Consider the following 8,855-nt stretch of genomic DNA (forward strand, 5'->3'; position numbering starts at 1 on the left):
CTTGAAGCTTCAAATCAACGAAGCCAAGAGCGCTGTGGCCAGTGCCTTTGGGCGCAAGTTCCTGGGCTACGAACTGTGGGTGGCCAAGGGCCAAGAGGTTAAATGTGCGGTGGCCTACAAGGCGCTGGACAACTTCAAGGCCCGCATCCGGCAACTCACACGCCGCTCGGGCGGGCGCAGCATGGGCGAAGTGGTGGATAAACTGCGGCCCTATCTGCTGGGCTGGAAGGCTTACTTCGGGATGGCGCAAACGCCCAAGGTCTGGCGAAGGCTGGACGAATGGCTGCGCCACCGACTGCGGGCGGTCCAGTTGCGGCACTGGAAACGGCCAAAGACGATCTACCGGGAACTCAAGGCGCTGGGGGCCAATGAGGATGTAGCCAAACAGGTGGCGAGCAACTGCCACCGCTGGTGGCGAAACAGTGCCAAGTTGCTCAACAGCGTGCTGACTATTGCGTACTTTGATGGACTGGGGTTGCCAAGATTGTCCTGACCTCAAACTCTCGAACCGCCCGGTGCGGACCCGCATGCCGGGTGGTGTGGCAGGGGCGCCTCCTATTGCTGGGGGGCCCCTATGCCGATACCAGGCACACGACCGAGCGCGTGTGCCGCGCGCGGCTTACTGCACCTCGAAGGGCAGGGGCATATTGCGCAGGTCTTTGCGGGTCTCCACCAGCACCAGTGGACCATCGTCTGGCAGTACCACGATTTTGGGCTCCCGAGGCACATGGACGGGCTTCGGCTCGGCCGCAATGGCTGCTTGCACCTGGGCCACCTTTTCGGCATTGGAATTGATCCATTCCAGACCGCTGCTCTGTGCCACCTGGTGGAGGGCCTCAATCGACAACGCAAAGGCCTGCACCTTGGGTAGGCCACCCGCGACAGGCGCTGGCGCTGCAACCGGTGCGGGTGCTGCGCGGGGTGTGCGCACGGCAGCTGGCGCTGGTTTGCTTGCGCGCGTCTCGGGAACGACCACGGCCACAGGCTCCACGGCAGCCTGCACAGCCACCTGTGTCTCGGCAACCGGTGGGGACGCGGGCGTTTGGGTGGGCGCACTTTCCACAGGCAGGCTGAAGTAGCTGCTGCGCACCGGTTCTGCCGGCGTTTCTTCACGGGTTTGCGGTGCAGCGGGTGCTGCTTCTTCGGCAAGACCTTCTTCGGCCTGAGTTGCCGAGGTGTCACGCGGTGCGCGGTCGCGGCGGTCGCGGCCATAGCGGTCCCGGCTGCGGCGCTCGCGTGGGGCGCGGGGTGCGCTGGCGTCGGCTTCACCTTCGCGGGGCACTTCTGCAAGCGCTTCGGTGAGCGTGTTCAGCGGCTGTTCGGCCTCCGCGTTGGGAACGGGCGTACCCATGTCGGTGTTTTCAGCAGCGGGCTGGCGGCGTCGGTTGTCGTTGCGGGGACGGCGCTCGCGGCGCTGTGCTTCAGCCGTTTCCGGTGTATCGGCTAAAGCCTCCGGGGCTGCGTTGGCCGACAGGGCGTTGCCGGGTGCGTTGGCGTCTGCGGGTGCTGCCTCGCGGCGGGCGTCGCGTCGGAGGTCGGGGCGGCCACCGTTGCGGCCCTCGCTGCGCGGTTCGCGAGGCTCTCTGGCTTCACGAACTTCCCGGCCTTCCCGGTTTTCCCCTCGACCATCCACACGGGCTGGCTGACCTTCGGGGCGGCTCTCACGGCCTTGGCGCTCTGCACGGCCTTCGGGACGGCCTTCCACGCTGCGAGCTTCGCCACGCGGGCCGCGCCCTCCTTCGCGGCCTTCACGCGGCGTACGGCTTTCGGTCGCGTTGCGGCCACCCCGACTGCGGTTGTCACGACGTCCATCAGGGCGCTCTTCCGGTGCGCCTGTCTTGCTCGCTGGTACGACGACCGGTGCGGGTGCCGGAGCTGCGACCACAGGGGCGGGTTCAGCACCGCCAAACAGGCGCTTGAGCCAGCCAAAGAAACCTTTTTCGACTGGCGCAGGTGCTTTCACCGCAGGCGCAGCAACCACCGGTGGCACCACCGCCGGTGCGGCCACGGGCGCAGCTGCTTCGGGGCGTGGAGCCGCCACGGGTGCTGGACCGTCGGGCAGCACGCCCTTGATCAGCGGTTCTTGCTTGTTGGTGCGTTCCTGGCTGCGGCGGGTGAAGCCGGTGGCTTCATCGGGTTCGTCGGCCAGTTTGTAGCTGGCGTCCAGGTTTTCCAGGCGAGGGTCGTCGTGTTTCAGGCGCTCCAGCTTGTAGTTGGGTGTGTCGAGCGATTTGTTCGGAACCAGCAGCACACTGATGCGCTGCTTGAGTTCGATCTTGGTGATCTCGGTGCGCTTCTCGTTCAGCAAAAAGCTGGCCACTTCAACCGGCACCTGCACCAGCACGGCAGCCGTGCTGTCTTTGAGCGACTCTTCCTGGATGATGCGCAGAATTTGCAGTGCCGAGCTTTCCGTGTCGCGGATGTGGCCCGAGCCACCGCAGCGCGGACAGGGAATGGACGAGCCTTCGCTCAGCATGGGCTTCAAGCGCTGGCGGCTCATTTCGAGCAGGCCGAACTTGCTGATGGCGCCAAATTGCACGCGGGCACGGTCCTGGCGCAGCGCGTCACGCAGGCGGTTTTCCACTTCGCGGCGGTTTTTTGACTCATCCATGTCGATGAAGTCGATCACGATCAGGCCACCCAAATCGCGCAACCTGGCTTGGCGGGCCACCTCATCAGCGGCTTCCAGGTTGGTGCGGGTGGCGGTTTCTTCGATATCGCCGCCCTTGATGGCACGTGCCGAGTTCACGTCCACCGCCACCAGTGCTTCGGTCTGGTCGATCACGATGGCGCCACCGGACGGCAGATTCACCGTGCGGCTGTAGGCGGTTTCGATCTGGTGTTCGATCTGGAAGCGGCTGAACAGCGGTGCGTCGTCGCGGTAGCGCTTCACGCGGTGCCCGTGCTCGGGCATGACGTGGCTCATGAACTGGTGAGCTTGCTCAAAGATGTCGTCGGTATCGATCAGGATTTCACCGATGTCGCCATTGAAGTAGTCGCGAATCGCGCGAATCACCAAGCTCGATTCCTGGTAAATCAGGTAGGCGCCCTTGCCGCCTTGCGCGGCGCCGTCAATGGCGTTCCACAGCTTGAGCAGGTAGTTCAAGTCCCACTGCAATTCGGGCGCATCGCGGCCAATGCCCGCAGTGCGCGCAATGATGCTCATGCCGTTGGGGTATTCCAGCTGGTCCAGCGCCGCCTTGAGTTCCTGCCGGTCTTCGCCCTCAATACGACGGCTCACGCCACCGCCGCGCGGGTTGTTGGGCATCAGCACCACATAGCGGCCGGCCAGGCTCACAAAGGTGGTCAGTGCGGCGCCTTTGTTGCCGCGCTCTTCTTTTTCAACCTGGACCAGAAGTTCCTGACCTTCGCGGATCACATCGTTGATGCGAGCCTGGTTCACCGGCACTCCAGCCGCGAAATACTGGCGAGAGATTTCCTTGAATGGCAAGAAGCCGTGACGCTCTTCGCCGTAGTCCACAAAGCAGGCTTCCAGTGAAGGCTCCACGCGGGTGACCACGGCCTTGTAAATGTTGCCCTTGCGCTGTTCGCGCCCTTCGATTTCGATTTCGTAGTCGAGCAGCTTCTGCCCGTCCACAATGGCCAGGCGGCGCTCTTCGGCCTGCGTGGCATTGATCAGCATGCGTTTCATGATGCGTTTTCCTTCGTTCAAACACACAAGGACGCTTTGGGCCAGGCCCGCAGCGCCAACCTGCCGTGAACACGCAGGAACAGCGAACGAGGGGAGGAATTGCCGGAGAGCCGATGACCCGCGATTCGGGGGGCGTTCAACGCAAGCGGACACCAAAAAGGGCCGCGTCGAACCGCCAAGTCAGGGCGTAGGCGCGTGGAGTTGGGTGAACAGGGATGGCCAGCTGGCTGTCAATGACATGGGTCTGGCGGGTGTTTCTCTGGCTTCACTTTGTCCTCAACCAGCCCTTGTGCAGGCTGGTTGATTGGGGTATTCCGTATTCGGGTTCGCAGTTTCTGTAGCGGGTTCGCCCGCAGCATCAACCTGACCGGTGCTGTGCCTGGATTCACCTGCGAATGCATCAGGAAGCTGGCACCAGACCCGGGTGCTGCGGGTGGCAACTTATACCCATCGGGCCACAAGCGCTGGGCGCTTGGACAACTGCTGGCGGTGACTGCCCTAAAATCAAGAGAAATCAATCACTTACAGCACACGATGGGTGCGTCACATTATAGACAGCTCCCGCCCCCGTGGTGCTCTTATTCCGCAGCACATGCCAAATGCCTCGCCCCCGGCGACAGTCCGTCACATCACGGTCGATGAAGAGTCTGCCGGTCAACGGCTTGACAATTTTTTGATTCGCGAACTCAAGGGCGTGCCCAAGACCCACATTTATCGAATTATTCGATCGGGAGAAGTGCGTCGCAACAAAGGCCGGGTGGGCGCTGATGATCGGGTTGTGGCTGGCGATGTGCTGCGCATTCCTCCGATTCGACTCTCAGAGCGCGCCGAAGAAAAGGCGGCTAACCCGGCTCCGCCCCGAGAATTTCCCGTGGTTTTTGAAGACGATGCCTTTATGGCCATCGACAAACCCGCCGGTGTCGCTGTCCACGGTGGCAGCGGCGTGAGTTTTGGTGTCATCGAGCAAATGCGCCAAGCGCGACCGCAGGCCCGGCTGCTTGAATTGGTACACCGGCTTGACCGCGAAACCAGTGGCTTGCTGCTGATTGCCAAAAAGAAAAGCGCACTCAAGGCATTGCAAGACCAATTTCGCGAGCGTGAAACTGGAAAAACGTATTTGACACTGGTCAAAGGGGCCTGGCCTGCCAGACTCAAGGTACTTGACCAGCCGCTGCACAAATACCTGCTGCCCGATGGCGAGCGGCGTGTGCGGGTGACCAGCAAAGACGATCCCGACGGTATGCGCTCGGTGACGCTGGTCCGTGTGCTCCGGCGGTTGGTGCCACCGCCTGGCTTGCCGGCGGGGTTGATCGATGGTTTTAGCCTGCTGGAGGTCACCATCAAGACCGGGCGTACACACCAGATTCGTGTGCACCTCGCCAGCGCGGGCTATCCGATCGCCGGTGACGACAAATATGGGGATTTTGAACTGAATCGCCAATTGATCCACGCGGGGTTGAAGCGGATGTTCCTTCACGCGTGGCGATTGCGATTGACTCACCCCGTGACGGGTAATGCAATGGAGTTACATTCTGAATTGCCCGCAGAACTGCGGGCCTGGGCAGAGATCTCACAATAGGTATTAGAATGTCGTCTGCATCGTTGGGATGTACACGAATTTGATACCAATCCGACCAAAACAAGGACACACAATGGCAACTTACTCAGAACTGATGGCGCAAGCGCAAGCCCTGATGGCACAAGCCGAGCAGGCGCGCAAAGAAGAACTTTCTGCGGCTGTCGCAGACATCAAAGCCAAAATGAATCAATTTGGCATCACAGTCGCTGATCTGGGTGGCTCTGGCAGCGGTGGCAAAAAGGCAGCCAAAACCAAATCGAGCGCTCCAGCCAAATACCGTGGCCCTAATGGCGAACTCTGGGCTGGTGGCCCAGGTCGCAAGCCTGAGTGGGTGCGTGCTGTGCTGGCTTCGGGCCAAAGTATCGACGAATTCTTGATCTGAGCGCACAGCGCGGTCCCAGCGCTTTCGCTGGAACCCATCCAACAAAAAAGCCCGCCTTTGGCGGGCTTTTTTGTTGGTGCGCGGTGGCGCCGCGGATCTGTTCACGCTCACCCCGACGGTACTGCGGATAAATTGAGCACATACCCCGCCGAACCACGCCTGTACAAATGGCGGAGAGTCTTTTGGGCTCTATGACGTTCTGAGTGGAACTTGACCTGACCGAGCTGAGTGTGCTGGGGTTCATGGATAGCGTAAATTTGCGGACATCAGTTCAATGACCACAACAAATAGCATGATCCTGAGTACAGAAGCCCTGTTCACCGCAGCCCTTGGTTTGCAATCGCCCTGGCAAGTCAAGCACGTCGAACTCGATACAGCCAAGCACCGCATCGACTTCGATGTCCAATGCAACGCCAAGCGTCTGAGTTGTCCACACTGCGGCCATGCTGACCAAGGCGTACACGACAGGATCAGCAAATCCTGGCGGCACCTGGACTTCTTTCAGTACGAAGCGTGGCTGCACGCCGATGTACCCCGCGTGGCCTGCACCGCCTGTGGCAAGACCACATTGGTGCCGGTTCCGTGGGCCAGAGAAGGCAGCGGCTTTACCCTGCTCTTTGAAGCACTGGCGCTATCACTGTGCAAAGAGCTGCCCGTGGCCCAAGCGGCCCAGCAACTCAGAGTGCAAGCCCACAGGCTGTGGCGGCGCATTGGTCATTACGTCAAGGAGGCGCGGGCCAAGGACGACATGAGTCAAGTGCGCCACATCGGCATTGACGAGACCAGCGTCAAAAAGGGGCAGAACTACATCACCGTGGTGCATGACCTGCAAGCCAAACGGCTGCTGTTTGCCACGCCCGGACGAGACCACCAAACGGTGCTGGACTTTACCCAAGACCTGCAAGCCCACGGCGGCAAACCTGAGCAAATCGAGCATGTGTGCATGGACATGAGCGGGGCGTTCCTCAAAGGGGCCAAGCAGGCCATGCCAGAGGCTGCCATTTGTTATGACCGCTTTCATGTGGCGGCACTGGCGGGCCAGGCCATGGACGAGGTACGCAGTGCCGAATTCAAGGCAGATGCCAAGACGGTGACCCAAGCATTGGGTGAGCTCGAACCCAAAGCCCGACGCTCATTGACGTGGGCGATGCGTACTCACCATGAGCGATGGAGCCAACGGCACATGCAGGCCATGTACGTTTTGCAGCGCACGCACCTCAAGGCTGCAAGGGCTTGGCGCATGAAAACGGCGTTGCGCCAAGTCTATGAAGCCGCTGCACAGGCCCAATCCGAGGAGGTGGCCAAGACCGGACTCAAGCAGTGGATCTCGTGGGCCAGCCGATCACGACTTGAGCCGTTCAAGCGGTTGGCCAACACACTGAAAACGCATTGGGATGGTGTGGTGGCAGGGATGCTACAGGCCAGGACCAATGCCTATGTGGAGGCCATGAATGGGTTGTTGCAGCAGGCCAAGAGAGCGGCTCGCGGGTTCAGGAATACCGAGAACTTCATCGCCATTGCTTACCTGCGTATGTCCAAACTGGTCCATTTGCCAGCGAATCCGTTTGAGGCTGCAAAACCACGTAGCCAGAGGCTCATCATGCGGTGCGTCTGATGTCAAGTTCCACTCAAAACGTCATAGAGCCTGCAGCAGTACGCTGCACACGATGAAAAACCTGCCCGTCGGGCAATTCAATTTTTGGAACCTGATTTTCTGAAATAATCATTTTTGAAGAACATCTTTCTCAATGTCCTTCTGCCATGGCCAGTTGCAAGATGCGCTCTGTAGATTCGCCCTGTTCCAACGCCACCAAAGGTGTGCGGCGATCCAGCGCATCCTGAGAGTTTTCAAGGAATGCCAGCACGCTCCAGCTATCCGTCGTGCCCAGCGCTTCAAACAGAGGCTGAATCAACTCAAAGACCTGCGGCTCAAATTGCCACTTAGGCAGTTTGAAACCACGGCGCAAGTTAGCAATGCCAATGCAACGGTTTTGCTTGATCCAAGCATTGATCGTTACACGCGACACGCCAGCCAGCTCTGCAGCCTCTTCAGTCGTCAGCATGTCAGCTGCGGCAATCCGGTTTTTACGGAACTCCGCACCTGAGCGCAACACCGCAGCAGACTGTGCGGCAGTGGCATACGGGTCAGCCTTGCCCGCTGTTTTATCCTTGGCATCTGCCTTATACCGAGCAGAAAGATTGTTTATTGAATTAACCAACATTGAACTTCCTTCTGCCACATTCATGGCGTATTCTTCATGTTTTCTTTGAATGCAAAGAAAAACCCTGCCCTCACAACGATAAAATTTCTAATTCTCTTATCTTGATGTTTAACCAAAATATCAAGAATTCGATGTAAATTCAAGAAGCCAAGTAATCTGAAATGGCTACAACAAGATCTTGAGGCCAAGTCAAATCTGGAAAATTTATCTGCAAATTCTTGAATAGACTTTGCAAATGCGGAAAGTCTATTCCGTGCTTCTGAAAGAACAGAAAATATTTTTTCTAATTTCTCTTTAATAGTCTCAGCCAATTCACTAATCGGATTTTGCGAAATGGCTGCATTTGCTTGGCTAGGTGTCGAGTTCCGTGCGATTATGTACCCCGTCGCAGCTGGCCGTTGTTCCGGGCCCGTGCTGTTTTGGCGGGCCTTCTGGCCTCTGGTACTGAGGAGAACGCATCATGAGTATGGTCCATCCGATGGCACGCACTACCCCACGCACGCGTGCTGAGATTCATGAATCCCAGGCCGGCCTTGCCGAAGTGGCCCAGACCTACAACATCAGCCGTGGTACGGCGCGCAAGTGGCGCAATCGCTCGGACCACCTTGATCGCTCGCACCGCGCGCACCAGTTGCCCACCACCTTGAATCCGGCGCAAGAGGTGATCGTGATGGAGATACGGCGCCTGTGCCTGCTGCCTTTGGACGACCTGGTCAGTGTCACCCGGGAGTTCATCAATGCTGACGCATCCCGCTCAGGTATCAGCCGTTTGCTGCGCCGCGAGGGCCTGTCCAAGCTCGCTGATCTACAGCCGGTGCCACAAGGCGAGGAAGCACCCAAAAAGACCTTCAAGGACTATGAGCCGGGCTACCTGCACATCGACATCAAATACCTGCCCAAGATGCCCGATGAGAGCGCTCGGCGCTACCTGTACGTGGCCATAGACCGCGCCACCCGGTGGGTATTTCTGCGCACCTACCGCGATCAAACCGAGCGCAGCAGTGTGGACTTTCTACGCCG

At 59.3% G+C, this 8,855-nt stretch carries 7 protein-coding genes and 1 pseudogene; 5 read left to right on the plus strand and 3 right to left on the minus strand.

From position 1 onward, the window contains the following. Nucleotides 1–493 (plus strand): group II intron maturase-specific domain-containing protein (locus Q7J58_RS08045; RefSeq protein ID WP_304825933.1); only part of this gene is annotated, 493 nt, incomplete at its 5' end. 126 nt (nucleotides 494–619) lie between these two features. On the opposite strand, the gene Q7J58_RS08050 is transcribed toward Q7J58_RS08045, so the two are convergent. After that, complete coding sequence (locus Q7J58_RS08050) at nucleotides 620–3,652, minus strand: Rne/Rng family ribonuclease (protein WP_304825936.1); 3,033 nt, start codon at nucleotides 3,650–3,652, stop codon at nucleotides 620–622. A 592-nt stretch (nucleotides 3,653–4,244) separates the two neighbouring features. Between Q7J58_RS08050 and Q7J58_RS08055 the strand changes: the two genes are divergently transcribed. From Q7J58_RS08055 to Q7J58_RS08065, 3 genes are all read left to right on the plus strand, one after another. Further along, the gene (locus Q7J58_RS08055; RefSeq protein WP_304825938.1) at nucleotides 4,245–5,231 is read left to right on the plus strand and encodes an RluA family pseudouridine synthase; all 987 of its coding nucleotides are present in this window, start codon (nucleotides 4,245–4,247) and stop codon (nucleotides 5,229–5,231) included. Nucleotides 5,232–5,259: 28 nt separating this feature from the next. Then, nucleotides 5,260–5,613: an H-NS histone family protein gene (locus tag Q7J58_RS08060; RefSeq protein WP_304825941.1), complete on the plus strand. Its 354-nt coding sequence runs from the start codon at nucleotides 5,260–5,262 to the stop codon at nucleotides 5,611–5,613. Between the two features lie 292 nt (nucleotides 5,614–5,905). Then, nucleotides 5,906–7,228: an ISL3 family transposase gene (locus Q7J58_RS08065; RefSeq protein WP_304825943.1), complete on the plus strand. Its 1,323-nt coding sequence runs from the start codon at nucleotides 5,906–5,908 to the stop codon at nucleotides 7,226–7,228. Nucleotides 7,229–7,358: 130 nt separating this feature from the next. On the opposite strand, the gene Q7J58_RS08070 is transcribed toward Q7J58_RS08065, so the two are convergent. Both Q7J58_RS08070 and Q7J58_RS08075 read right to left on the minus strand, forming a co-directional pair. Next, nucleotides 7,359–7,859 carry a helix-turn-helix domain-containing protein gene (locus Q7J58_RS08070; protein WP_304825946.1) on the minus strand — a complete coding sequence of 167 codons (501 nt, stop codon included), beginning with the start codon at nucleotides 7,857–7,859 and terminating at the stop codon, nucleotides 7,359–7,361. Continuing rightward, entirely contained in the window at nucleotides 7,856–8,146 is a 291-nt protein-coding gene (locus Q7J58_RS08075; RefSeq protein WP_304825949.1) for a hypothetical protein, read from the minus strand. Before Q7J58_RS08075 ends, Q7J58_RS08070 begins: the two co-directional genes overlap by 4 nt. A 167-nt stretch (nucleotides 8,147–8,313) precedes the next feature. Here Q7J58_RS08075 and Q7J58_RS08080 point away from each other — a divergent pair. Continuing rightward, a pseudogene (locus Q7J58_RS08080) lies at nucleotides 8,314–8,855 on the plus strand (IS481 family transposase); the annotation flags it as partial.

The sequence above is a fragment of the Hydrogenophaga sp. genome (assembly GCF_030656115.1).
GTDB lineage: Bacteria > Pseudomonadota > Gammaproteobacteria > Burkholderiales > Burkholderiaceae_C > Hydrogenophaga.

Bases quoted from the DNA above. Each gene is read 5' to 3' on its own strand.
- Q7J58_RS08050 (WP_304825936.1), bottom strand. From the start codon at position 3,652: ATGAAACGCATGCTGATCAATGCCACGCAGGCCGAAGAGCGCCGCCTG.
- Q7J58_RS08055 (WP_304825938.1), top strand. From the start codon at position 4,245: ATGCCAAATGCCTCGCCCCCGGCGACAGTCCGTCACATCACGGTCGAT.
- Q7J58_RS08060 (WP_304825941.1), top strand. From the start codon at position 5,260: ATGTACACGAATTTGATACCAATCCGACCAAAACAAGGACACACAATG.
- Q7J58_RS08065 (WP_304825943.1), top strand. From the start codon at position 5,906: ATGATCCTGAGTACAGAAGCCCTGTTCACCGCAGCCCTTGGTTTGCAA.
- Q7J58_RS08070 (WP_304825946.1), bottom strand. From the start codon at position 7,859: ATGAATGTGGCAGAAGGAAGTTCAATGTTGGTTAATTCAATAAACAAT.